This window comes from Rhizobium grahamii CCGE 502, from assembly GCF_000298315.2.
Classification (GTDB): Bacteria; Pseudomonadota; Alphaproteobacteria; order Rhizobiales; family Rhizobiaceae; genus Rhizobium; species Rhizobium grahamii.
The window spans coordinates 38,600-60,151 of sequence record NZ_AEYE02000007.1; the positions used below are offsets into that span (position 1 = coordinate 38,600).

Consider the following 21,552-nt stretch of genomic DNA (forward strand, 5'->3'; position numbering starts at 1 on the left):
GGGAAATCGATGGTTGGCCGCCTTCCACTTTCGTTGGTCTTCGCCACCGCCGCTTTGCCAACTCTTGGCGCCGTCGCGATCGATCCGACCACGGTGACCTGCAAGGATTATAATGCAGCCAGCCACGACGGCATGGTCGAGATTGGTTCCACGGTGCGCCAGGCGCTAAAGGACGATCCCAAGCTGGGCAAACTCAGCCAGGGCAATCTGCTCGTGGCAATCAATAACGCCTGCGAGGCCCACAAAGACGCAAAGCTGATTGACGCCCTGCATATGTGACTGTCTCGACGACCAACCGGCCTTGGTGGATGTTGGAAAAGACCATGGTAGACACGCTATTCAGTCACCGCATTGCCGCAAGTCTTCGGCTGGCGCTCGCGGGACTCGTCGTATTCAGCGGCTCCCCGTCGGCAGGGCTCGCGGACCAGACCGACATGCGGGATGTCATTGTTCGCGAGTTCGAGGCGTTCGACCCCAACTATCGAGAGCGTCGTCAGCACTATGCGGAGCGTCTCGAAGCGCTCGCCGCCGGGATCGCCGCCGAACAAGCCGCCGGCAATACGCTGCAATGCTCGGAACAGCTCTATCTCGAGGCAAAATGGCTGCTTGGCTACACGGCAAACTGGAAGGCGCTGGAGGACAAGCTGGATCGCATAGAGCGGAGCCTGAAGGATAAGGATCAGAAGTTTGCCAGCGAGCAATCGGCGGTCGATGGCTTCTGGGGGCTTTGCTACGAGCAATGGTTTATGCGATTGGGGGCGACAGCGGCGGCGATCGGCCTTCTTACAAGCCAAGGGGAGCCGCCCCACTACCGTCTGCGCCCGAGGCTCCGCACCGGCCGGGAACTCATCAATTATCTGCAGAGCCTGCTCATCTCGGACATCGAAAACACGGGTGTCGACAACCGTGGTGAACTAAGCAGCGTAATGACCAGTTATTCAACGGCAGCCTACAAACTTGATCTGCAGGATATTCTTACCGGCTACGTAGCACTCGACGAAAGCATCGCCTGGGATGAACTGCGCGAAGCTGCCTGGTTTTTCATCCACGGCGCACAGGATACCGAAACGGGCTATTGGGGCGCCTGGTACGTGATCGATGGCAAGATACGCAAGACCGCCGATCTCAGCATGACATTTCATGTCGTGCGCTACAGCAAGGGCGACGTGGAGCATTGGCCGCAAATCATCAAGACGACGCTTGCCATCAAAGACGATCCATATCCTTTCGGGTGGCGCAGCGGCGGGAAGTTTACCAACCACAACCTCTATGATGTGGCTTCGATCTTCAAGTTCGGCTGGCCGTACATGAGCGAGGAAGAGCGCGGGATGGCCCGCGAGGAAATTCGCCAGATGTTGCGCTGGTCACTCGAGAACACTCTGAACGCAGACGGCACATATCGGCATGACCCCGGCTACGGGGACTCTTATGCGGACGAATATTATTTCGGCGTGTCGCTGCTCGATGTTCTAGGCTACTGGAAGCCTGCGGAAAGGTTCTGGACCGACGATCCGCTTGAGCCGGCTCTGACCGGTCGCGCCGACTGCTGCCTCATCAAGCAACGCGTCAACGCATATCGCTTTCAAGGCTGGGCCGGTGCGGGCGCTTTGGAGAAGCTCGAGAGGAGTTGTAGCGTGTGCCCTGCTGAAGCGGCAACGCAACCCTAAGCTACCGACGTCAGTCAAGCCGTGCTGCGAGCCTTAACCAGCAATTCTCTCAGCCCCTGCTGACTTGCCGGCAGCTCCGCGCAGCTTTCTAGCTCGCCCCTATTTGGTCTTCCTAGCGGTCGCGGCGGCCGGCGTAACGAGCGCGAAGTCCTTCATCTCGTCGGGTGAGAAATAGTAGAGCCGGTCGGGCGGCGTTTCCATCGCGTGAATCCAGAGGCCGGGCTTGATTCCCATGTCGTCGAGATGACGGGTGACGTCAGCGGTGGTGCGCTGCGCTTCCGACATGGCACGTTCCGGTGACAGCTTCTCGCTGGTACCGTTGAAAATCTGATGCACGCCGATGACGGCGTCCTTCTCCGCCATCCGCACGACACCGCCCGCCATGACGATCGGGCAGGAGGAGACGCAAAGCGCGCCGCCGGCTACGGTGGTTGCGATTTTCCGTTCCCGGATAACCGTGGAGATGGCGATCGCGTCGCCGATCGATCCGCCCGGTGAGTCGAGCGAAATTGTTTTGACATACTCGCCACGAGCTTTGATCTCCGCCTCGAAACGCGCGGCCGCGCCCGGTTCGATCGTGCCTTGCGCGAGCAGGACGCCGTCAGGCTGCAGTTCGAAGCGGATCGCCTTCTTGAGGAGCTCGGGGTCAGTCGTGACCTCGGCTGGTGCGCTTTGCGGCTTGCCCTCGGTGAGAGCGGGCGGAAGCATGGGGAGGGCGCCGGGCATCGCGGGATCGAAGGCCGGCGTGTCGGTGTTGGCGGCGCTGATTTCATGCCAGTCGATGACCACGAAGATTGCGGCCATCGTCAGCAGCGCGTGGAAGGCATGCCGCATCAGCCTGCCGTCATCGGCGGAGAGCACGTAGTTCTTCAACTTCTGCCCCGCCGTTTCCAGTCTCATGCGGGCGGTCCCTTGCGCGGCCCCTTGCCCGACAGGTCGAAGTTCGCGACGTTCGACTGATCCGCTGTTTCGGTGTGCTCCGCCGCCTCTACGGCGGTCTGGAGGTCGACCCCGTGGCGCTGGATTTCACGCTGCACTTCCAATGCCTGCAGCAGCTCGGCAGCGGTGAACCGGTCAGCGAAGGGGAGGCGCTGTTCCTGGCGGCGCAGCGTCGAATGGACGATCGACAGCATGAAGATCAGCACCGCCGGCAGGATGTCGATCGAGATGGCGCCGGCCCAACTCGGAATGAAATCGCCGGCATAACGCAGCACGGCCTCCGCCGAGGAGAGTGGCACGAACCGCCGCTCGGCCACCGGCTTGCGTTCGAGGATCTGATCGGCCGCCTGCGAGAGCACCTTGGACTGCGCCGCGACGGAGGATCGGATCGTTTCCATCACCTGGTCCTGGCGTGTCGCGAGGTCCGCCTCACGTCCGTCCGCAACCGGCGCGATGAAGCCAAGCGACAGGTCTTCCGCCGCACGCTTGACCGACGGCGCGATCGAGGTTTGCTCCAGCGAGGTGATGACGCCGGAAAGCCCAACGACTTCGGCCGCGAACTGGTCGGCACGCGGGTTGATCGCACCCGGCGCCGACACCAGCGTCCGCATTGTTTCGAGATGCTTGCGACCTTCGTCGAACAGCGTCGTCACCCGCTCGCGCGAGGCGTTGATGCCGTTTTCCAGCTCGGTCAGCTGCGAGGCCATCTGCGACAGAAGCTGCACGACACTGCCGGCGCCTGTCGTTCCGGTCAGTGCACCGGTTTCCCGCTCCTGATCGGCAAGCCGCTGAAACCGCTCCTGCGTGCGCTGGATGTCGGGCAGCAGGCTCTGGGCGGCAAGCGCGTTCTGATGCGCCTGGTCGAGATCGGCGGTGTAATCTTCCAGCGTTTCGGCGAGATGCTGTTCGAGTGCCGCGGAGCCGGCCAGTGCGGCGGCGTTCAGCCAGCTCGACATGGCGATGATCATCGCGCAGCCGAGCGCCATGACGCCGAGCATTGCCGCACGACCTCCGGTGCCGGTCACATGCGGATAAAAGCGAGCCATGTAGGTCCAGAAGGCGTAGATCGCCACCGACACGGCGCTGGAATAGATAAGCGCCGCAAAAAAGACGGCCGTTGCCGATCCGTCGAGGATGCTTCGCACGCCGAGATAGGTGTAAACGCCGGAGGCAAGCGCCAGGATCGCCAACGCGAAGCGTGTCATGGTCTCGACGGCCTCGATGCCATCCTGCAAGCGATGCGACGTGCCGAGCGCCATGGTCTCCTCCTGGCCAATGCATGTCTGCCAAAAGCGTGAGCCGCTTCGAGGCGAGGACATGCATAAGAACAAAGACCTAAGGCAGGTCGCGCAAGTCTTTGTTCACGCGATCCGCCTTAGCTCCTTAAGAAACCGATACAATACAGACAAAAGCAAGACTTGGCATCAGGCCGTGGACTGACGCCGTCAGGCCTCATTCGGCGGGATCGGTCGATGGAGCACGCAGCGACTTCTCGGAGATGTCGATCATCGGTGTGAAGCTCGCCGCCGGCATGCGGACCTCGTCGTGTTCATCGAGAGGGGTGGCGGGCACCAGGCCGCCGGCCCGCTCGCTACGCGCGACCTCGAGTTGTCCGGTCAGAATGGCGCGCTCGGCGCGCAGCTGTCGGATCTCCGACTTGGCGATCTCAAGGCTGGTGCGCAGCTGGCCGATTTCGTAGCGATCAGAATCCATGCGCGTGTCGATGTCGCGGCGCAGCGCGTCGGCATCCCGGTCGCGGCGCACGCGCAGGCTCTCGGCCTCACGCAGCTTCAGGGTTAGCTCGTTTGCCTGAGTGGCGAGTTCGCGGCGGGCGGCCTCGCTCTCGGCGCCGGTCGTGCGGGCGCGCTGCAGTTCCTCTGCAAGCCGCTCGGAACGGGAGAGGGACGTGGCGAGTTCGGACTTTACGCGCTTGAGATCGGCGCGTGCCGCCTGCAATTCCTCGTCCGTCATCTTGTTACGACCGTTCGCGGTGATGAGAAGTTTTTCCACGAGTTCGGCCTTGGAGCCGATCGCCTCATGCTTCGTCGTCAGGTGCGCGATCTCGAGCGCCGAGGAGGCCTGTAGCGTCTCATGCTCGACTTCCAGTCTCTTGTGGCGCTCTTCGACGAGCGAAAGGTCCTGCTTCAGATTGGCAACGGCCATCTGCAGGTTGCGCACTTGCGCTTCCTGTTCGATGAGGCTGGACTTCAAATGCGAGCGCTCTTCATTGAGACGCGCCATTTCGCGGGTCTGGACGCCGTTCTCGCGGCGCGAAGTTTCGATCAGCAGCTGGTGTGCCGTCGCTTCGTTGTCGAGCTTCTCACGGGTGGTCGAGAGTTCGCGGCTGCGCTGGTCGAGCTCGGTCTGGGCGCGCTTCAGCAGCGTCGAGGCTTCGTCGAACTGGATCGCGCGATCCGTCAGCTCGCGCTCGGCGTCAAGCAGCCGGTTTTCGATGATCGTGAATTCTTCGCGAGCGACCTGATGCACGCCCTGCAGCTTCGTCAGCTCGTCGCGAAACGCCTCGATCTCGGAGCGAAGCTGCGTGTTGTCGGCACGAAAATCCTTGTTTTCGGCGCTGAGGCGAAGGTTGTCCTGGTCGGCCTTCTGGCGCGCGTTGCTTTCGTAGTCGAGAAGCGAGCTGATGCGCGCGCATTCGGCGCGGAGCGCGCCGGTTTCGTTCAGCGACTGGCTGTGGGTGCCGAGCAGCGAGGAAACGCGTTCCTGCAGCGATGAGAGGCTCGACATGAGGTCCTCCGACGTCCGCTGGTTTTCTTCCAGCGCCGAGCCGAAGGCAGCAAAGTCGTTGACATCAGGGATGGCGTAGCGCAGCGGCTCATCGGCCGGGCGCTCATCGGTAATTGATGCGGGTCGGTATCCTGTTGTCGACAGCGATTTGCCGCCATCTTCTGCGCGACGAAAAAAGTTCATGACCATGACTTGTGCCCCAAAAGTACTTGCCAAAAACGCCGGCGAAATATGGATTTCAGCTAATTAAGCGACCGATCGAAAATTGCCGTGAGTCCGTAAACGCATGCTCCGCGTGCATCTAGAAACGGCTATGTGTCGGTGTCAAAATACGCGGCATGACAATCAACAGGTTTGACGGGCGGACCTGTGATGTTTGTGCAACAGGCAGATGGTGACTTATTCTTCAGGCAGAATCCGCATCTCGTCCGTCTCAATTTCGCTGCCCAGTTCGACCTCTTTCGTCTGCTTGTCATAGACACAGAAATAGCTGACGAAGCCGTTCGCGCCCTTCGGTTTGCCGGTCACGAGCGCCATGCCGTAGTGCTCGCTGCCGAACGGATCGACAACGGCATGCGGAAACTCGATCGAGGCTCGCGCCGCCTGTTTGCACTTTCCTTCAACCTCGGTCGCGAACTGCTGCCAGACGTCGCCTGAGGAGGCGCGGGCGGTCCCCGCCGCAGCGATTGCGATGGCAAACATGCAAAAGCGGATTTTATTCCTCTGCATCTGAAGAGCCCCGTCTTTCTGCTGTTGCGAAACGCGCCCATGATCAGCGATTTAGGGCTGCAAAGCCAAGTGCTTGGCGAAGGCAATTTTTCCTCTCCGCCCGTCTTTTTTGATATTTCGCCGGTTGCCTCTCCATGCTTGCGCTCCTATGTTCCGCCTCACCTGCCGATTACGCAAACTATTGCCAAAGGAGACCTGCAATGGCTTTCGAATTGCCCGAACTTCCCTATGACTATGAAGCGCTTCAGCCCTTCATGTCGAAGGAAACCCTGGAATTCCATCACGACAAGCACCACAAGGCTTATGTCGACAACGGCAACAAGCTTGCGGCAGAGGCAGGCCTTTCCGATCTCTCCCTCGAAGACGTCGTGAAGAAGTCGTTCGGCACCAATGCCGGCCTCTTCAACAATGCTGCCCAGCACTACAATCACGTTCACTTCTGGAAGTGGATGAAGAAGGGCGGCGGCGGCAACAAGCTGCCGAGCAAACTCGAGGCTGCGGTCAATTCCGACCTCGGCGGCTACGACAAGTTCAAGGCCGACTTTATCGCGGCCGGCACGACGCAGTTCGGCTCCGGCTGGGCTTGGGTTTCCGTCAAGAACGGCAAGCTCGAAATCTCCAAGACCCCGAACGGCGAAAACCCGCTCGTGCACGGCGCAACCCCGATCCTCGGTGTCGACGTGTGGGAACACTCCTACTACATCGACTACCGCAACGCGCGTCCGAAGTACCTCGAAGCCTTCGTCGACAGCCTGATCAACTGGGACTACGTCCTGGAGCGCTACGAAGCCGCCGCCAAGTAAGCGGTTCGCAAGAACAGATGCCAGCACCCGGCGCCTCGAAACGCCGGGTGTTTTCGTTTCGAGATCGTCACAGGCGTGTCATGCGGCGCGCCTAAATCGCTGCCATGACATCCTTTTCCGATCTTCCCATCCTCCGCTTCGGCGTCGTCGCAGATCCCCAATATGCTGCGAGGGAGCCGCATGTCGGGATGGACCGCCATTATGCCAATAGCCTCGCCAAGCTGTCGGAGGCGATCGAAGTCTTCAATGGCGAGGAGCTGAACTTCGTCATCACGCTCGGCGACATCATCGACCGGGATTTCGAGAGCTTCGACGACATCTTGCCGGTCTACGACAGGCTGAAGCACGAAAACTACTTTCTGCTCGGCAATCATGATTTTGCGGTTGCCGCCGATCGGTTGGCCGATGTCGCCAGCCGCGTCGGTCTGGCGTCATCCTATTACAGCTTCGTCAGGCAGGGCTGGCGGTTCATTGCTCTGAATGGCAACGAGGTCAGCACCTTTGCGCCGCCGGAAGGGCATGCCCGTCGGGAGGTTGCCGCCCGCCGGCTGGGCGAACTCCGGGCCATCGGCGCCGCCAACGCACAGGACTGGAACGCCATGCCTGATGACGAGCAGTTCGCCTGGCTTTCCCACCAGATCGAGGACGCCGCTGCCGCGGGCGAGCGCGTCATCGTCATGAACCACTACCCAGTCTATCCGCCAAACGAGCACGACAGCTGGGACCGCGAACGGATGATCGCGCTACTGGCTGCGCACGAACATGTGGCCGCCTATTTCAGTGGACATAACCACGCGGGCAATTTCGGCACGCTCGACGGATGCCATTTCCTCAATTTCAAGGGCATGGTTGATACCGAGAACGAGAATACCTTCGCCATCGTCGAAATCCGGACGGACCATATCGAGGTTCGTGGTTTCGGACGAGAGGACAGCCGGACGCTGACGCTCCGTCGCTAGGGGCGTCATCTCTGCGCCGCCACGTCGCGTGGAACCGACATGCTCCCATGAGGATCATCAAACTCATAGGAGGCCATCATGATTCGAAAACTAAAGTCGGGCGAATATCGTCTTTACTCGCGCAAGGTCGACCCCAAGACCCACAAGCGCAAAAATCTCGGCACGTTCAAATCGCGCGAAGCGGCCGAGAAGCATGAACGCGAGGTACAGTACTTCAAGCACCACTAGGCGGCACGTGAGCGTCTGAGCCTATCGGCGGCTCGATAAGTCCGGGTGGGTTCAGGCCTTGTTGGTGAGCCAAACCGTTGGCGCGCCCAGAACGCCGCCGGTGCGCATAGCCGCCCTTAGCTCTTCCAGCTTGCCGAAGGCCTGCGCGGCCTCGACCGTGGCAAACTCATGGGTGACGGTCACGTCGTTGGGATTGTCTGCGGCTTGGTAAACGGCCTCGGCGGTAACGCCGTTTGCCTTCTGCACGGCGGCAAACGCATCGTAGACCTTGCGCCAGGCAGTGTAGTCCGAAACCTCATGCCTTACGAACATTGTCGGCATCTGATCCTCCCACTTTTGGATTTACAGGCGAGGGCGTTCGGGTCGCCACCGTATCACCGAACGCGCCCGCGCGCCCGGGAAAAAACGGCAAGGTGCAGCATGGCACCTGCTCCTTGGCATTCGCCACATGCCCTAGCAGTTTCGGGGAGGCCGGACAGGCGCCGCTTTTTCAATCGATGGGGAAGAGTTGCGCCACCTGTTCAGGAGGATCGCCGCGATCAATCGCGTTCAGGAGGCTATCCTTTGTGTCGTAGCCATCTTGGAAGAGATCGAAGAATGTCGAGGCTGCCCGGCAGCCTTCGATGCTGATTGGATCTTTCTTGTGCAGGTGGCACCACTCCGAGAGTGCCTCGAATACGACGTCGACGTCTGTGAAGGAGATAGCGTTTAATAGGACTGTCATCTGGTTCGATGCTCCGCTCAGGCAGAAGCACAAAACTCCCAAGCGGCCGTTGCCATTAAATGCCGACCGATGATTGATTGTACCGCCTGCGACAGGGCATGGCTATTAACTAAGACATAGCAGGCCTCCGCAAGGCGATTCATCAGACCCGCTGATGCCGGCCTGTCGCGATGCTTGCCTTAAAAGTCTGGCGGAATTGATCTGACCTCTCGCAGGTAATCTGCGATCGGCGCCAGTTCGGCGGAGCGCGGCATATTTTCAAGAACATCTTCCGGCCTGCACCAGGGATAGGAGAGCGATGTAATCCACTCCATGACCTGCTTCAGATGATCCGACGAAATGATTTCCATCCGATCGATGGTGATGACGAGCCTCTGGACAAGACCGTGGACATCCGAAAAATACCAGTCGTAGCGACCACAGCCAATTCGGATGTCTCCGTTGTCCTTCGTCGACATGCCGACGAGCCAATGGCATGGAAAATGGCGTCGATTGGCATCTGTGGGTCGAGCCAGGCCGAACGTGTAGACATTTTCGAAGTCGTTCGCGAAACGCCGGCAGAGAATCTGTTCGATCTCAGGCAGGCCGCTGGCTGAATCTGGAAAGGAGATGGCGTCGGTGTTGACCACCATCTCCAGGGCAATATCCTCCGCGAAGGCATAGCGCATCAGGAATGGTCGGTTCCCGTCTTTTGCATAGAAATAGGTGCTGACGGCTTCGAACGGACTTGGCATGGCGCGATCCCCAACGGCACCCGGATCATTCTAGCTATTTTTGTTGTTGCAGTGGAGCACCGATCTGCGGCCTCGATTCTAACCTTGCTACCATCCGTGCGCTTACCCCAAGTCTGGAATTTATCCGCCTCGCTTTCTATTTCCTTTCGATTGAAACTCATCGAAGCGTGCTTCGGCTCTTGAAGATCGCGACCTACAACATCAACGGCGTGAACGGGCGCCTGGAAAATCTTCTTCGCTGGCTGAAGGAGGACAAGCCCGATGTCGTGTGCCTGCAGGAATTGAAAGCAGAGGATGCCCGGTTTCCACGCAGCGCGCTCGAGCGCGCCGGCTACAGCGCGATCTGGCATGGACAGAAGAGCTGGAACGGCGTCGCGATCCTCTCCAGAGGCTCGACGCCGATTCTGACGCGGCGCGGTCTTCCCGGCGATCCCGACGACAAGCACAGCCGCTACATCGAGGCGGCCATCGACGGTATCCTCATCGGATGCCTCTATCTTCCGAACGGAAATCCTGCGCCGGGGCCGAAATTCGACTACAAGCTCCGCTGGTTCCGACGGCTCCACGACTATGCCGCCGAGCTGCACGAGCTCGACATTCCTGCTCTCCTGGTCGGCGATTTCAACGTGATGCCGACAGATCTGGACGTCTACAAGCCGGAGCGTTGGCGGGATGACGCTCTCTTCCGGCCGGAGGTCCGCAAGGCCTATGCCGACCTTGTGGGGCAGGGCTGGACCGACGCCGTAAGACATCTGCATCCGAACGAGCGCATCTATACCTTCTGGAAATATTGGCGAAACTCGTTCGAGCGCGATGCCGGCCTTCGGATCGACCACTTCCTGCTCAGCCCGGTGGTCGCCCCATGGCTGAAATCGGCGAGCGTGCGCAGGAAGCCTCGGAGCTGGGAACACACAAGCGACCACGCGCCCGTGATGATCGAACTCGATATCGCCCGGCGCGAGGACTATGAGCAAGGATAACGGATGGCGAGGGATGAAACAGAAATTCGAGGTGTCCGATGAAGTTCATAACGGGTTGGCTGACCTGCAGGCAGGGAACGCGCGAGGAGTTCCTCCTCGTCATGGAACCTCATGTCGCGTCTACACGCAACGAGTCAGGTTGCGTATTTTTCGAGTATCATTGGCATAAGGATGACGAGGATGTGGTAGTTTTGATCGAAGGCTTTCGTGATGCCGAGGCGCACGAGTTCCATCGGCGGACACCGCACATGATCGCCATGCAGGCCGACGTTCGGCGGCTCCTCGCAAAGCTGAGTATTATTGAGACTCGCTCTGATGACGTCGCCCGTTATGATCTCGACTTTATTACAAATCCGCCGGGTCCGTATTGCCCCTAGTCACGCGAGAGAACCCTAGGAAGGAAGCCCACGGCCTACGCAGAGGAGGAGGATAGGATGAGCGATCACGTCTACAAGAAGGTGGAACTCATTGGGAGTTCGAAGGTGTCTGTCACCGAGGCGATCGAGACCGCGGTCGCGCGAGCCTCGAAAACGATGCGCAATCTCGAATGGTTCGAAGTCGATCAGATCCGCGGGCATATCAAGGACGGCGCAGTGGCGCATTATCAGGTCGTGATGAAGGTTGGATTTCGGATCGACGACACGCCGTGACAGGCTGGGGGAAGACGAGGAGGTCGCGTGCCCTGCCTCGTGTCTGTCGGCATCCGCTCAGGCTGCCGTGACCATTGGCAGCTCTTTCCGCTCCATCGCGTCGCGCTTCGGCGGCGTGCCGAACATGCGGGAATATTCGCGGCTGAACTGCGAGGCGCTTTCATACCCGACCTGATAGGCGGCCGTCGCCACGCTTGCACCGTCAGACACCATCAGTCGCCGTGCCTCCAGCAGCCGCATGTTCTTCTGGTACTTCAGCGGCGTCATGGCGGTCAGCTGCTTGAAATGCTGGTGGAAGGAAGAGGGGCTCATGTGTGCGACGGACGCAAGCTGCTCGATCCGCACCGGCGTGGCAAAGTTCTCGCGCAGCAGATGGATGGCGTCGGTCATGCGCCTGATGTGACTGCCGGGTAGCGCCAGCTTGCTGACCTCCGCTGCGTTCGGTCCGGTCAGCAGCCAGTAGCAGATCTCGCGCATGATCGCCGGATAGAGCACCGGAATGGCCTTCGGCGTATCGGCAAGGCGGACAAGCCTCAGCACGCAATCGGCAAGCACGCCGTCGAAATTCTGCACGAAGACACCGGCTGCGCTGTCACTGGCCGGTCGTGGCGGCTGTTCCATCGCCTCCATCACGTCGCGCAGGATCGCCACATCGAAATCGATGTTCAGGCCGATATACGGCTCCTCCTTGCTGGCCTTGGTGATCTGCCCAAGGGCCGGCACCTCGAAGGTAACGATCAGCGATTGCATCTCCCCATATTGGAGGACGCGGTCGCCGACCATGATTTCCTTGGCTCCCTGGACGACGACGCAGATCGTCGGCCGATAGATCATGTGGTTCGGCATGACCGGATGGGTGACGCGCGACACCGACAGCGCCGGCAGCGGAGTCTCGAAGCGCCCCTCGGCGTCGCCGGCCGTTCTGTCGATATAGGTGTGGATTGCCTGCTTCAGGGTATTCAGCATTGCCAGCGTCTCCTCGGTCATTCCTCGGCGGCAGCTCAAGATAGCCGCCGCATCGCATGATCCGCAAGTCGCTTGGAGGATTAGGCAAGAAATTCGAGAGTTCCGGCATTCAACAACCATGCCCGGCAAGCGTACCGTAGGAGGCATGAACTCCAGCAAAGGAAGAGATCATGTCGAAAAAAACGCAAGCAAATTCAGCATCTAAGGTTGCCATCGTCACCGGCGGCAGTCGTGGCCTCGGCCGCAATACGGCGATCGACCTCGCCCGTCGCGGCGTGAACGTCATCGTCACATACCGTGCAAATCAGGCAGAAGCAGAGACCGCTGTATCGGAGATAAAGGCACTCGGCGTCGAAGCCATCGCCCTGCAGCTGGACACCGGTCGCGTCGCCGACTTTGACGCCTTCGTGGGCAAGGTGAAGGAGGCCTTGCAAGGTCTTGGAAGGACTCGGTTCGACTACCTCGTCAATAATGCCGGCAGCAGCTATCACGCGACGATTGCCGAAACGACGGAAGAGGCCTTCGACGAGCTCGTTAACGTACACCTGAAGGGCGTCTTCTTCCTGACGCAGAAGCTGCTGCCGCTGATGGCCGATGGCGGGCGGATCATCAATGTCTCGAGCGGCCTTGCCCGCTTCGCAGTGCCCGGCATCTCCGCCTATGCATCGATGAAGGGGGCGATCGAGGTCTTCACCCGCTATCTCGCCAAGGAACTCGGCCCGCGCGGCATCACGGCCAACACCGTTGCGCCTGGCGCGATCGCCACCGATTTCAGCGGCGGCATGGTGCGGGACAATCCGACCTACAACAAGTTGGTCGCCGACGCGACGGCGCTCGGCCGTGCCGGCGTGCCCGACGATATCGGCCCGATGATCGCCGCGTTGCTTTCCGACGAAAACCGCTGGGTCAACGGCCAGCGCATCGAAGTCTCCGGCGGCACGCACCTCTGATCAGCTCACCCGGTCGCGGCTACCGGCGGGTTCGTCCATCCGCTGGTCCAGAGTTGCCGCAGCCGGTCGCCGTCGCCCCGGAAATAGGCGTCGGCGGTCTCGCAATGCTCGACACGGTCGCTGCGGAAATTGCGGATCGCCTGGCGCAGCTCGCACCAGGCGACGATGTTTGCAGTCTGCGAATAGTAGATGAGGGCGATCGGCTGGATCCTTCGCTCCGTCGCGCGGCCGAGTTCGTCGCGATAGTCGAGCATCAGCTTCTGTTCGTCGCGGATGGCGCGGCGAACCAGACCAAGATCGAGCCCGACCGGGGATTGGGCCACCGATCCCCAGGCATAGAGCGCCTTTCGCTCCATCGCTTGACGCAGGGGCGCCGGTATTGCGCCCGTTATCTTCTGGTTGACTCCCTTGGCCGCCCGCTTGAGTTCCTCGTCGCCCGTCCGGTCGAGCAGCGCCAGCGACAAGACGATCGCCTCCATTTCCTCGACCGAGAACATCAGCGGCGGCAGGTCGAAGCCCGGCCGCATGATGTAGCCGATGCCGCGGCCGCCCTCGATCGGGACGCGCATCGCCTGCAAGGCGGCGATGTCGCGATAGATCGAGCGCACGGTCACCTCGAGCGTTTCCGCCATGCGGGCCGCAGTCATCGGCTTGCTCGCCAGCCGCAGGATCTGGATGATCTCGAAAAGCCGTGAGGCCTTGCGCATTTTCGCCTCCTTCAGCCTATGCTCCTGACAATACACTGTCAGTTGGGCCGTCGTATAGCACTCGCTATCGAATTGAAAATCAACATCGTCTTTGAAATCGACCTTGAATTGGATAGCGGACAACTGACATGACCTACAGCGAAAATCTCTGGCTCTACTTCACGCTTCTCTTCGGCATCATCATCGTCCCCGGCATGGATATGCTGTTCGTGCTGGCCAATTCGCTGACCGGCGGTCGGCGCACGGGTATCGCCGCGACCGCCGGCATCATGGCGGGTGGGGCCGTGCACTCGCTCTATGGCGCGATCGGTGTCGGTGTGCTCGCCGTCCTGCTGCCGACCTTGTTCAATCCGCTGCTCTTTGCCGGCGCGGCCTATATGGCATGGATCGGCTACACGCTGATCCGCAGTTCGATCACGGTCGACACGGTCGGGCCAGGCGGCTTGCACTCGGGTTGGCGGGCCTTTCGCCAGGGCGCGGCGACCTGCCTGATCAACCCGAAGGCGTATCTCTTCATGATCGCGGTCTATCCGCAGTTCCTGAAGCCGATCTATGGTCCGATCTGGGCGCAAGGCCTCGTGATGGGCTTCATGACGATGGCGACGCAGGCCGCCGTCTACGGCACTTTGGCCCTGACGGCGGCCAGAAGCCGCACGATGCTGGTCTCCAATCCGAAGGCGACAATTCTGGTCGGGCGGATCGCCGGGGCGCTGCTGATCGCCGTTTCGATCCTCACTGCATGGCACGGCTGGCGCACGCCGGCATGAGGTGTGAATGCGAAACGATTTAAAGCTTCGTTTTTCCTGAAATCTCACCCACTTGTTACTTTTTGGGGCGAAAAAATTTGCCATGATGCCGCCCGTCGGCGAGGCGCCGGGCTTCGCGGACCTTGTTATCAAAGAGGAGTGGAGACATGAGACTGAAAGCTATAGTCGCGGCAGTGCTCGTTGCCGGTCTGGGGGTCGGCATCGCAATTGCAGCGGAGGACGGCACGCATGACGCACGCTCTGCATTGATGAAGAAGGTGGGCGGCGCGGCGGGAGCCCTGGCTGCGATCGCCAAGGGCGAAAAGCCCTTTGACGCAGAGGTAGTCAAGGCCTCGTTTACAACAATCTCGGAAACCGCAAAGGTTTTCCCTGATCAGTTCAAGCCTGGCACCGAGAAAGGCGACAAGGCGGCGAGTCCGAAGATCTGGGAAGATCAAGCGGACTTCAAGGCCCGTGCAGAAAAGCTTTCAACCGAAGCTGCTGCGCTGGTAGCCAAGCCTCCGAGCGATGCGGCCGGTGTCGGCGCCGCTATGAAGGCGCTTGGCGCAAATTGCGGCGGCTGTCATGAGAAGTTTCGGATAAAGACCGAATAGCGATCCTGACCTTTCAGTCAAACGATCCGCGTCAGCCTTGCCGCTGGAGCGGATCGTTTTATGTTTTCAATGGTGCGATTGATAACGGGAGCTGTGAATGGTCCGCAGGTTCGTCCGGTTTTTGCTCTGTCTTGTCGGAGTATTCCTCATTGGCGGAGCGGTTTTCTATTTCATAACCACGCCGAACCCGCTTCCTGAAAGCCACTGGACCAACCTTGGCGAACCCGACCTGAAGAACGGTGAAATGGTCTTCTGGACGGGCGGCTGTGTCAGCTGTCACGCCGCACCCGGATCGGAAGGCGATGCCAAGCTCACTCTGTCGGGCGGCCTGGCATTGAAGAGCCCCTTCGGGACCTTCCATGTGCCCAACATCTCGCCGGACGAGAAGGCGGGCATCGGCACATGGACGCTGGCGCAATTCGGCAACGCGATGAAGCGGGGCGTGGCACCGAACGGCGAGCACCTCTATCCGTCCTTCCCCTACAACTCCTACGCTCGGATAAGCGACAAGGACGTCAACGATCTCTTCGGCTACCTAAAAACGCTGCCCAAAAGCAGCAATATCGCCCCGCCGCACGAACTGCCGTTCCCTTATAATATCCGGTTGGCGCTGGGTGGCTGGAAGTTGCTCTATTTCAACGACGAACAGCGTGTCGCTCTTCCGGGCAATGCCGACGACAAGGTCAAGCGCGGGCAATACCTGGTGGAAGGTGCTGGCCATTGCGGCGAATGCCATACGCCGCGTGATCGCCTTGGCGGATTTGAGGCAGACCAGTGGCTCGCGGGTGCGCCGAACCCGGAAGGGCAGGGCAGGATTCCCAACATCACGCCGGGCTCGAAGACCGTCGGTTCCTGGAGCCAGGAGGATATCGCCAACTATCTCGAGACCGGCTTCACGCCCGATTTCGATTCGGCTGGCGGCTCGATGGCGGACGTGCAACGAAACCTTGCGCACCTGCCGAAGCCGGAGCTCGAGGCGATCGCGGCATATTTGAAGGCAGTTCCCAACCGTTAATATTAGCAATATCTCAAAAATGCCGCATTGCAGCACTCCACTTGCCCGTGCGCACTGAATGCCCTGTGGCGAACCCCGGTTCGCTTTCCGAATGACGCAACCAAAACGTCTTCCGAAAGGACAGCTGCATGCACAGCACGTCGATAGATCCTGCCGACGATCTCGAGACCGTTGCCCGCAAGGGCGGCAAATTGCGGCGCATGGCGGTGCGGATACCGACCTATATGGCCGATATCCGTGAAAATCCGGCCTGGTTGCCGATGTTCCTGTTGGCGCGAACGATACCGGCGCGCAAGGTGCATTGGCTGACCGCACGTCGCAGCAACGGCGCGATCGAGAAGTTGCCGACGCTCTTCAAGGGTGTGGATCACACAAGCGCGGTCGCGGCATTGAGGCGGGATGGGATATTTCCAGAGCTGACCCTGCCCGAAGCGATCACCCGCGAAATCGCGAGCTTTGCCAGCGCCACCCCATGCTTCGGCAACTTCGATCGCAAGATCGAGTTTCAGGCGTCCGATCACCGCGCCGCCGAGCAGGAGTGGGGGAAGCCAATACTAAGCGGTCATCATTTCGAGCGAGCGCTCGATTGCCCGGCCGTACGGACCGTCCAGCGCGACCCTGTTCTGTCGGAGATTGCCCGTTGCTATTTGGGGGCACAGGCTCGCCTCATCACCACCCGCATCTGGTGGAGCTTTCCAACGCGGGCGAGCGAAGCCGACCGTAGCCTGGCGTCGCTGGACAAGTTCCACTTCGATCTTGACGACTGGCGGATGCTGAAGTTCTTCTTCTATCTCGTCGACGTCGACGAAGGCACCGGTCCGCATGTCTATGTCAGGGGCAGCCACAACAAGCGGCGCATCAAGCATCAGCTGACCCTTCTGGTCGGCCACCCTGCGCATGAGATCCTGGATTTCTATGGCAAGGAAAGCGTGACGACGCTGACCGGCGAGGCCGGCTTCGGCTTCGTGGAGGATCCCTTCGGCTTTCATATGGGCACGGTTGCCACGACCAAGCCGCGCCTGATGATGGAGGTGGGCTTCGGCGTTTCCAAGCCGTCGCGCCGCCGCTTCCACGGCGAGCCGGTGCTGCGATAAGCAGATGCGGCCTCAGGCCGCTTTGGGTTGATGCTCGGCGCCGAACATCAGGACATATTGGTCAAGCTCGTCGCCGGCATGTCCGAGCGCACGATAGATTTCCGCGGCAAAGGTCATCGGTGCCGATCCGGGTGCCGTCACCAGCTTTCCATCGCGCACGGCTTGCGGGCTGTCCTTGTAGCGGGAATGGCCGGTATAGCCCGGCGCGCTGGCGATGAAATCGGCGGCATTGCTGGTATGGTCCGTGGCATCAAGCACGCCGGCGCGGGCAAGCGCCAGTGTCGCCCCGCAAATTCCCGCGACGAGTTTGCCATGGGCGACGAAGTCGTCGATGACAGGTTTCAGATCGGGCGCTTTCTCCGTTTCCCAGATCGTTCCGCCGCAGAGCACGAGCCCGTCGAAGGCGTTGGCATGCAGGTTTTCCGCGGCGGTGTCGGACGCGACGCGCATGCCGCCCATCGAGCGCACCTCAGCGCCGTCGGGCGTTGCGATCACTACGTCGAAGCCGAAATAGGAGCGTGCAGAGGCCGTCAGTTGGGCGACCTCCCAGTCGGCGAATCCATCTGTGAGGACGATTGCAAGTCGGGTCATCCGTTTCTCCTTGCAGGCTGTCCGGGTCGGCCAATGCCGCTCATGCCAAAGCCTGCATATAGCGCATGCCGGTGACCGGGCGAGGCACGAAATCCATATTCTCGTAGAAGCGATGGGCCTGCACGTTGCCGGTGGCGGCGCTGACCGAGAGGTAGCCGCAGCCCGCATTGCGGGCGGTGTCGCGGGCGCGGTTGACGAGATGCTGGCCGACGCCGTGGCCGCGATGCCCGTCACGCACGAAGAGATGATGCAGATCCATGCCGCGCGCGCCGTCCTGCGCCCTGTAGAGCGGCACGAGAATGGCGTAGCCGATCAGGCCCTCATCGCTTTCGGCAATCAGCGCGCTGATCCACGGCACCGGGCCGAACAGGTCGCGCTCGAGCTGCTCTGGGTTCGAGGCGGACGGGTCGCCGTGATGCTTGGCGAGCAGGCCGATCATTTCACTGAGTTCAGGGAGATCGCGCGGTTTGGCGGCGCGGATGTTGATCACCGGTGGGCGGATCAATGAGAGTTCGCTGTCTTCGATTTCAAGCATGGTCTTCGCGTCCTTGTGTGGTGTTCTGCCGTCAGGACGCTGCCGATACAACAAAGCCGCCTGACGGCGGCTTGTTGACAATATGATCTGTCCGGCCGCCCCTTACAGGTACAGCCAAAAATACGAGCTGGTGATGTGCGCGTTCTTGATCATGTGCCGATAGATCATACAGAACGCGCCGTTTGTCAATGGGGTGTACGCGTCGGCGCCGGGAAGCGCACAGCGTTCATCGGCCATCCGCCATCTGGCGGGCCAAACACGGCGAGGAGGCTTTTCGGCAATGAGTTATTGATATAGGGTACCCCCCTATACTAAATGGATGAAGCCATGTCCCACACAACGCATCACAAGAAAAAGCTGATGGCTCGTGTCAGCCGTCTGAAAGGCCAACTGGAGGCCGTCGAGCGCGCCCTGGAGGCGGAGCGGCCTTGCGGAGAGATTCTGCAGCTGCTGGCTTCGATCCGCGGCGCCCTCAACGGCCTGACCGGCGAGGTGCTGGACGATCATCTGCACGAGCATGTCCTCCATGCCGCCGACGAGAGGGCCCGGGCGGAAGCCGTCGAAGAGATATCCGAAGTTCTGCGAACCTATATTCGCTGAGGCAACAGACGTGAGGAGCGTGCGATGAGCGCACAGACCGAAACACTTGAGCACGACCACGTTTTCCTGGGTGCCGATCATGACCGCAATGCCCGTCGCGTCTGGTTCGTCATTGCGCTGACAGCCGTCATGATGGTGGTCGAGATCGGTGCCGGAACCTACTACGGCTCGATGGCGCTGGTCGCTGATGGCTGGCACATGTCGACGCATGCGAGCGCGCTGCTGATCTCCGCCGTTGCCTATCTCTATGCCCGCCGCCAGGCGCACAATCCGCGCTTCACCTTCGGCACTGGCAAGCTCGGCGACCTCGCAGGTTTCGCCAGCGCCATCATCCTGATGCTGATTGCCTTGCTCATGGCCTGGGAGAGCTTCCTGCGCATCACCCATCCAGTGCCGATCAGCTTCGCACAGGCGATCGGCGTTGCCGTCGTCGGTCTGCTCGTCAATCTGGCCAGCGCCTGGCTGCTGAAGGATGACCATCATGGCCACAGCCACGGCCATTCCCACCATCACGGGCACGATCATTACCATGACCACGGCGATCATGCCCATCGTGGAGACCACGCACACTCCGCGCATGCCGCCGACAACAACATGCGCGCCGCCTACGTCCACGTCATCGCGGACGCCCTGACCTCGGTGCTTGCCATCGCCGCATTGCTGCTCGGCAGCCTCTACGGCTGGCTGTGGCTCGATCCGTTGATGGGCATCGTCGGTGGCCTGATCATCGCGCAGTGGTCGTGGGGTTTGCTGAAGTCCTCAGGCCGCGTGCTGCTCGATGTCGTGCCACGGGAGACGGAGTTGCAGGACGAGATCCGCTCGGCGCTGGAAACCGGCAACGAACGCATCACCGACCTTCACGTCTGGCAGGTCGGTCCCGGCCATCACGCCGCGATCGTCGCACTGGTGACGCCGCAGCCGGAAAGCCCGGCCTTTTACAAGGCGAAGCTCGAACCCGTTGCCGGCCTCTCGCACGTCACCGTCGAGGTCACGCAGTCGGCCGCGGCTTGACGCGACTCATCCGGGCCACAATCAGTCTCTAGCCCTGTATCCATTGATTTGAGACAGAGGAATTTTCATGCGTGGCTTTTCAATTCGCCGCCGGACCTTTCTCGGTTCGGCACTGCTTTCACCCGCCCTGCTGCTGCCGCGCATTGCCTGGTCGGAGGAGAGCGATGATGAAATCAACCGGCGGATGGAAGCGCTTGAGAAGGAGATCGGCGGCCGCATCGGTGTGTCGGCCATCGACACCGAGACCAACATCTCCTTCGGCTATCGCGAGACCGAGCGCTTTCCCCTCTGCAGCACGTTCAAGGTCCTGGCCGCGGGGCTCGTACTGGCGCGTGTCGACAAGGGACAGGAAACCCTCGAGCGCCGCATCGTCTACGAACAGGACAAGCTCGTCACCTATTCACCGGAAACGGAAAAGCACGTCGGCGGCGAGGGCATGAGCATTGGTGAGCTCTGCGAGGCGGCCATCACGCTCAGCGACAACACCGCCGGCAATCTTTTGCTGGAAAGCTTCGGCGGCCCGGCCGAGCTGACCAAATGGCTGCGCACGCTCGGCGATCGCTCGACGCGGCTCGACCGCTGGGAAACGGCGCTCAATGAAGCCAAGGACGGCGACCCGCAGGATACCACGACCCCGGATGCGATGGTCGACACGCTCGGCAACCTCACGCTGGGCTCGGCCCTGTCGGAGCCGTCGCGCGACAGGCTCGCGGCGTGGATGGTGGCCAATACGACAGGCGGCGCACGATTGCGCGCCGGTCTGCCCGATACGTGGAAGATCGGCGACAAGACCGGCACCGGCAACAATGGCAGCGCCGCCGATATCGCCGTCCTCTGGCCGCCGGGGCATGGTGCAATCCTGGTTGCTGCTTACGTCACGCAGGCCAAAGCTCCGGTGTCGGAGATCAACCCTGTCTTCGCCGAAGTCGGGAAGATCGTGACCGATATGGTCGGATAGGGCTTTTCCGTCAAAGAGATGCGACGGAAACGTGAATCTCCGCCGCATCGATCTGAATCAGTTTGTGAAAGCCGCCATTCCGCCCATGCGGGTGGTTAGATCACGAATTCCTCCGCGTATGTCTGTGGCTCGGGAACGACCGTAACCTCCACCGGAATGATCCAATTGGCCACGTAGCTCTCGCAGTCGGAACGCTGGAGGTCGGGCTGCACGCACCCCGCCCCGTCGGTCGCGCGACATCGCAGTATGTATTGCCCCACTTCGTCAGGGGTCCACATGTACTCCCACAAGCGCCATGCAAACGGACGGTCTGTTTCGAGGAGCCTTGCTTCGCTCCAGCCTCTGCCATCTCCGGTGCAGACCTCCACCTGCCGGATCGCAGCCTCTCCGCTCCAGGCGGCTCCAAAAATCCGGTACGGTTGGCCGACGATAAGACGCGCCCCCTGTACCGGACGCGCGATCTGCGCTTTGACCTCCATCTCCGCAAGGGGAACCAGCCTGGGTTCCCCGAGGCTGCGCTCCCAACGGAAGTAGTCGCGCGCCTGCGCGGCGACAATCACGGTGAGATTCGTATTGCCTCACCCAAGAGTGTTCCTAGAGAATAATG

At 60.8% G+C, this 21,552-nt stretch carries 28 protein-coding genes; 16 read left to right on the plus strand and 12 right to left on the minus strand.

Annotated features, from left to right (window positions below; all coding sequences use genetic code 11):
• Positions 1-9 precede the first annotated feature (9 nt).
• Together RGCCGE502_RS05640 and RGCCGE502_RS05645 are read left to right on the plus strand one after the other, a co-directional pair.
• Positions 10-279: a hypothetical protein gene (locus RGCCGE502_RS05640; protein WP_016553198.1), complete on the plus strand. Its 270-nt coding sequence runs from the start codon at positions 10-12 to the stop codon at positions 277-279.
• 44 nt (positions 280-323) lie between these two features.
• On the plus strand, positions 324-1,667 hold the full coding sequence (locus tag RGCCGE502_RS05645) for a hypothetical protein (RefSeq protein ID WP_016553199.1): 1,344 nt from the start codon (positions 324-326) through the stop codon (positions 1,665-1,667).
• 99 nt (positions 1,668-1,766) lie between these two features.
• Here RGCCGE502_RS05645 and RGCCGE502_RS05650 read toward each other — a convergent pair whose 3' ends face one another.
• The 4 genes from RGCCGE502_RS05650 to RGCCGE502_RS05665 all read right to left on the minus strand — a co-directional run bounded on the left by RGCCGE502_RS05650 (position 1,767) and on the right by RGCCGE502_RS05665 (position 6,080).
• A complete protein-coding gene (locus tag RGCCGE502_RS05650; protein ID WP_016553200.1) occupies positions 1,767-2,567 on the minus strand; it encodes a COG3904 family protein in 801 nt (266 codons plus the stop codon).
• Positions 2,564-3,865: a hypothetical protein gene (locus RGCCGE502_RS05655; RefSeq protein ID WP_016553201.1), complete on the minus strand. Its 1,302-nt coding sequence runs from the start codon at positions 3,863-3,865 to the stop codon at positions 2,564-2,566. Before RGCCGE502_RS05655 ends, RGCCGE502_RS05650 begins: the two co-directional genes overlap by 4 nt.
• A 193-nt stretch (positions 3,866-4,058) precedes the next feature.
• A complete protein-coding gene (locus RGCCGE502_RS05660) occupies positions 4,059-5,540 on the minus strand; it encodes a coiled-coil domain-containing protein (protein WP_016553202.1) in 1,482 nt (493 codons plus the stop codon).
• A gap of 210 nt (positions 5,541-5,750) precedes the next feature.
• Positions 5,751-6,080, minus strand: a complete 330-nt coding sequence (locus RGCCGE502_RS05665; RefSeq protein ID WP_040674034.1) for a hypothetical protein — start codon at positions 6,078-6,080, stop codon at positions 5,751-5,753.
• Positions 6,081-6,280: 200 nt separating this feature from the next.
• Between RGCCGE502_RS05665 and RGCCGE502_RS05670 the strand changes: the two genes are divergently transcribed.
• The 3 genes from RGCCGE502_RS05670 to RGCCGE502_RS36505 all read left to right on the plus strand — a co-directional run bounded on the left by RGCCGE502_RS05670 (position 6,281) and on the right by RGCCGE502_RS36505 (position 8,070).
• Positions 6,281-6,883, plus strand: coding sequence for a superoxide dismutase (locus tag RGCCGE502_RS05670; protein ID WP_016553204.1), 603 nt, complete (start codon positions 6,281-6,283; stop codon positions 6,881-6,883).
• A gap of 104 nt (positions 6,884-6,987) precedes the next feature.
• On the plus strand, positions 6,988-7,842 hold the full coding sequence (locus tag RGCCGE502_RS05675; protein ID WP_016553205.1) for a metallophosphoesterase: 855 nt from the start codon (positions 6,988-6,990) through the stop codon (positions 7,840-7,842).
• Positions 7,843-7,920: 78 nt separating this feature from the next.
• Entirely contained in the window at positions 7,921-8,070 is a 150-nt protein-coding gene (locus RGCCGE502_RS36505; protein WP_016553206.1) for a hypothetical protein, read from the plus strand.
• Between the two features lie 51 nt (positions 8,071-8,121).
• On the opposite strand, the gene RGCCGE502_RS05680 is transcribed toward RGCCGE502_RS36505, so the two are convergent.
• From RGCCGE502_RS05680 to RGCCGE502_RS05690, 3 genes are all read right to left on the minus strand, one after another.
• On the minus strand, positions 8,122-8,391 hold the full coding sequence (locus tag RGCCGE502_RS05680) for a hypothetical protein (RefSeq protein ID WP_016553207.1): 270 nt from the start codon (positions 8,389-8,391) through the stop codon (positions 8,122-8,124).
• 169 nt (positions 8,392-8,560) lie between these two features.
• The gene (locus RGCCGE502_RS05685) at positions 8,561-8,794 is read right to left on the minus strand and encodes a hypothetical protein (protein WP_016553208.1); all 234 of its coding nucleotides are present in this window, start codon (positions 8,792-8,794) and stop codon (positions 8,561-8,563) included.
• 179 nt (positions 8,795-8,973) lie between these two features.
• Positions 8,974-9,528: a hypothetical protein gene (locus RGCCGE502_RS05690; protein ID WP_016553209.1), complete on the minus strand. Its 555-nt coding sequence runs from the start codon at positions 9,526-9,528 to the stop codon at positions 8,974-8,976.
• Positions 9,529-9,707: 179 nt separating this feature from the next.
• Between RGCCGE502_RS05690 and xth the strand changes: the two genes are divergently transcribed.
• The 3 genes from xth to RGCCGE502_RS05705 are packed head-to-tail and all read left to right on the plus strand — an operon-like array spanning position 9,708 to position 11,158.
• Positions 9,708-10,508, plus strand: coding sequence for an exodeoxyribonuclease III (xth, locus tag RGCCGE502_RS05695; RefSeq protein WP_040674044.1), 801 nt, complete (start codon positions 9,708-9,710; stop codon positions 10,506-10,508).
• Positions 10,509-10,546: 38 nt separating this feature from the next.
• Positions 10,547-10,885 carry a putative quinol monooxygenase gene (locus RGCCGE502_RS05700; protein WP_016553211.1) on the plus strand — a complete coding sequence of 113 codons (339 nt, stop codon included), beginning with the start codon at positions 10,547-10,549 and terminating at the stop codon, positions 10,883-10,885.
• Between the two features lie 57 nt (positions 10,886-10,942).
• Positions 10,943-11,158, plus strand: a complete 216-nt coding sequence (locus tag RGCCGE502_RS05705) for a dodecin (RefSeq protein WP_016553212.1) — start codon at positions 10,943-10,945, stop codon at positions 11,156-11,158.
• A gap of 57 nt (positions 11,159-11,215) precedes the next feature.
• On the opposite strand, the gene RGCCGE502_RS05710 is transcribed toward RGCCGE502_RS05705, so the two are convergent.
• Positions 11,216-12,124, minus strand: a complete 909-nt coding sequence (locus RGCCGE502_RS05710; protein WP_016553213.1) for an AraC family transcriptional regulator — start codon at positions 12,122-12,124, stop codon at positions 11,216-11,218.
• A 170-nt stretch (positions 12,125-12,294) separates the two neighbouring features.
• On the opposite strand from RGCCGE502_RS05710, the gene RGCCGE502_RS05715 reads away from it, so the two are divergent.
• On the plus strand, positions 12,295-13,074 hold the full coding sequence (locus RGCCGE502_RS05715) for an SDR family NAD(P)-dependent oxidoreductase (RefSeq protein WP_016553214.1): 780 nt from the start codon (positions 12,295-12,297) through the stop codon (positions 13,072-13,074).
• Positions 13,075-13,079: 5 nt separating this feature from the next.
• Here RGCCGE502_RS05715 and RGCCGE502_RS05720 read toward each other — a convergent pair whose 3' ends face one another.
• Positions 13,080-13,781: a helix-turn-helix transcriptional regulator gene (locus tag RGCCGE502_RS05720; protein ID WP_016553215.1), complete on the minus strand. Its 702-nt coding sequence runs from the start codon at positions 13,779-13,781 to the stop codon at positions 13,080-13,082.
• Between the two features lie 128 nt (positions 13,782-13,909).
• On the opposite strand from RGCCGE502_RS05720, the gene RGCCGE502_RS05725 reads away from it, so the two are divergent.
• From RGCCGE502_RS05725 to RGCCGE502_RS05740, 4 genes are all read left to right on the plus strand, one after another.
• Positions 13,910-14,548 (plus strand): LysE family translocator, encoded by a 639-nt coding sequence (locus RGCCGE502_RS05725; RefSeq protein ID WP_016553216.1) that lies wholly within the window; start codon positions 13,910-13,912, stop codon positions 14,546-14,548.
• Positions 14,549-14,694: 146 nt separating this feature from the next.
• Entirely contained in the window at positions 14,695-15,141 is a 447-nt protein-coding gene (locus tag RGCCGE502_RS05730; protein WP_016553217.1) for a c-type cytochrome, read from the plus strand.
• Between the two features lie 97 nt (positions 15,142-15,238).
• Complete coding sequence (locus tag RGCCGE502_RS05735) at positions 15,239-16,156, plus strand: c-type cytochrome (protein ID WP_016553218.1); 918 nt, start codon at positions 15,239-15,241, stop codon at positions 16,154-16,156.
• Positions 16,157-16,284: 128 nt separating this feature from the next.
• Positions 16,285-17,250 (plus strand): phytanoyl-CoA dioxygenase family protein, encoded by a 966-nt coding sequence (locus RGCCGE502_RS05740; RefSeq protein ID WP_016553219.1) that lies wholly within the window; start codon positions 16,285-16,287, stop codon positions 17,248-17,250.
• A 12-nt stretch (positions 17,251-17,262) separates the two neighbouring features.
• On the opposite strand, the gene RGCCGE502_RS05745 is transcribed toward RGCCGE502_RS05740, so the two are convergent.
• Both RGCCGE502_RS05745 and RGCCGE502_RS05750 read right to left on the minus strand, forming a co-directional pair.
• A complete protein-coding gene (locus RGCCGE502_RS05745; protein WP_016553220.1) occupies positions 17,263-17,841 on the minus strand; it encodes a type 1 glutamine amidotransferase family protein in 579 nt (192 codons plus the stop codon).
• A 40-nt stretch (positions 17,842-17,881) separates the two neighbouring features.
• Complete coding sequence (locus RGCCGE502_RS05750; protein ID WP_016553221.1) at positions 17,882-18,376, minus strand: GNAT family N-acetyltransferase; 495 nt, start codon at positions 18,374-18,376, stop codon at positions 17,882-17,884.
• Positions 18,377-18,703: 327 nt separating this feature from the next.
• Here RGCCGE502_RS05750 and dmeR point away from each other — a divergent pair, with 327 nt between their 5' ends.
• The 3 genes from dmeR to bla all read left to right on the plus strand — a co-directional run bounded on the left by dmeR (position 18,704) and on the right by bla (position 20,945).
• Positions 18,704-18,976: a Ni(II)/Co(II)-sensing transcriptional repressor DmeR gene (gene dmeR / locus RGCCGE502_RS05755; RefSeq protein ID WP_016553222.1), complete on the plus strand. Its 273-nt coding sequence runs from the start codon at positions 18,704-18,706 to the stop codon at positions 18,974-18,976.
• Between the two features lie 24 nt (positions 18,977-19,000).
• A complete protein-coding gene (gene dmeF / locus RGCCGE502_RS05760; protein WP_016553223.1) occupies positions 19,001-19,987 on the plus strand; it encodes a CDF family Co(II)/Ni(II) efflux transporter DmeF in 987 nt (328 codons plus the stop codon).
• Positions 19,988-20,069: 82 nt separating this feature from the next.
• The gene (gene bla / locus RGCCGE502_RS05765) at positions 20,070-20,945 is read left to right on the plus strand and encodes a class A beta-lactamase (RefSeq protein ID WP_439332330.1); all 876 of its coding nucleotides are present in this window, start codon (positions 20,070-20,072) and stop codon (positions 20,943-20,945) included.
• Between the two features lie 95 nt (positions 20,946-21,040).
• Here bla and RGCCGE502_RS05770 read toward each other — a convergent pair whose 3' ends face one another.
• Positions 21,041-21,505 carry a molybdopterin-binding protein gene (locus RGCCGE502_RS05770; protein WP_016553225.1) on the minus strand — a complete coding sequence of 155 codons (465 nt, stop codon included), beginning with the start codon at positions 21,503-21,505 and terminating at the stop codon, positions 21,041-21,043.
• Between the last annotated feature and the right edge of the window lie 47 nt (positions 21,506-21,552).